General features: G+C 53.1%; 1 protein-coding gene. It reads right to left on the minus strand.

The genetic code is table 11. From position 1 onward, the window contains the following. Nucleotides 1–55: 55 nt before the first annotated feature. Complete coding sequence (locus Q7C20_RS26635; RefSeq protein WP_375071174.1) at nucleotides 56–1,177, minus strand: IS481 family transposase; 1,122 nt, start codon at nucleotides 1,175–1,177, stop codon at nucleotides 56–58. Between the last annotated feature and the right edge of the window lie 84 nt (nucleotides 1,178–1,261).

Below are 1,261 nucleotides of genomic sequence, written 5' to 3' on the forward strand. Positions count from 1 at the left end.
CTGTACGGACCGGACACATGGTGGACACATGTGCGGAGACATGGTTGACACATTATTAACCATATTCAGGTTTATTCACGTCGATCGTTCGAAGGAAGTGATGGCAGAAGTAGACATCAAAAAAGCCATCAGTTTCAGGGTTAGGCCGTATTGCGATGTGAAGCCCATTCAACCCCTTGGCAATGCTGAAATAGCGTTTCTGAAAGCGAAATCGACTGTGATAAGCCTTAGCCAGCACATCATCTGGACCATATTCAAACTCCGATAACTGCTGCGGATAAGCCCAGGGGCTGGAGCGATACCGGTCCATAGGTACCTTGTAGTCCAACGCTTGATGAGGGCGTTGCAAGTTATAAATCTCACGCCATTGATCAAATGCTTTTTGAGCCTGCTGGGTAGTGGAGAAATGACGCCCATCAAGCACTTCGGCCTTGAGTGAACGGTGGAAGCGCTCGATCTTTCCATTCGTTTGAGGATGGTAAGGACGGCTGAAACTGATTCGAATTCCTAGACGAATCAACCAGATACTCAGCTCTGTGATTTCCCCTGGATTGCGTGGCGAGCCCCATGGCGGGCCGTTGTCAACGTTGATGCGAGCCGGTAATCCGAAGCGCTGGAATACCTCGATCATCTTCTCCTTCACCGTGGCCCCACGCTCGTTGTCGCAGGCCTGAATCGCCAAATTGAATCGCGAGTGGTCGTCCAGCATGGTCAGGGGATGGCATCGGCCTTCTTGCGTAGGGAAATGCGCTTTGAAATCCATCTGCCAAAGATCGTTAGGCGCATCGTGTTCAAATCTCAGCTTTGCCTCTTGCTCCTTCTGAGAAGGCTGAATCAGGCCGTGCCGGTGCAGGACATTGGTAACGGTGCTGGGAGCGATCTGCTTTTTTAAGAGGCTGCTGATTGTCCGTCCACCCCATGCTGGATGGTCTTGCCTTAGTGCTATGACCTGCGCTTCCAGAGCTGCGGTGGTCAGTTTGGGGCTGGTAGCCGGTTTGCGAGACTTCTCTTGCAGCCCCGGCTGACCGTGCGCTTCGTAGCGTTTGAGCCATTTATAGGCCGTTTGCGGACTGATGCCGAATCGCCGGCATAGCTCTCGCTTATTACTGCCGGGCTGCCGTGCTAAGGAAATGAACTCTTCTTTCAGGCTCATGGCGTCTCTCGTGTTCCAGGGCATGATGGCTTTCCGGCGAAGTTTGCTCGCCGGAAAGTGTCCACCATGTCCCCGCACACCCGTCAACCATGTGTCCGGTCCGTACAG

The organism is Pseudomonas sp. AMR01 (genome assembly GCF_041946035.1).
GTDB classification, from domain to species: Bacteria; Pseudomonadota; Gammaproteobacteria; order Pseudomonadales; family Pseudomonadaceae; genus Aquipseudomonas; species Aquipseudomonas antarctica_B.

Excerpts from the sequence above, each read along its gene's own strand:
- Q7C20_RS26635 (WP_375071174.1), bottom strand. The coding sequence starts at position 1,177 with ATGCCCTGGAACACGAGAGACGCCATGAGCCTGAAAGAAGAGTTCATT.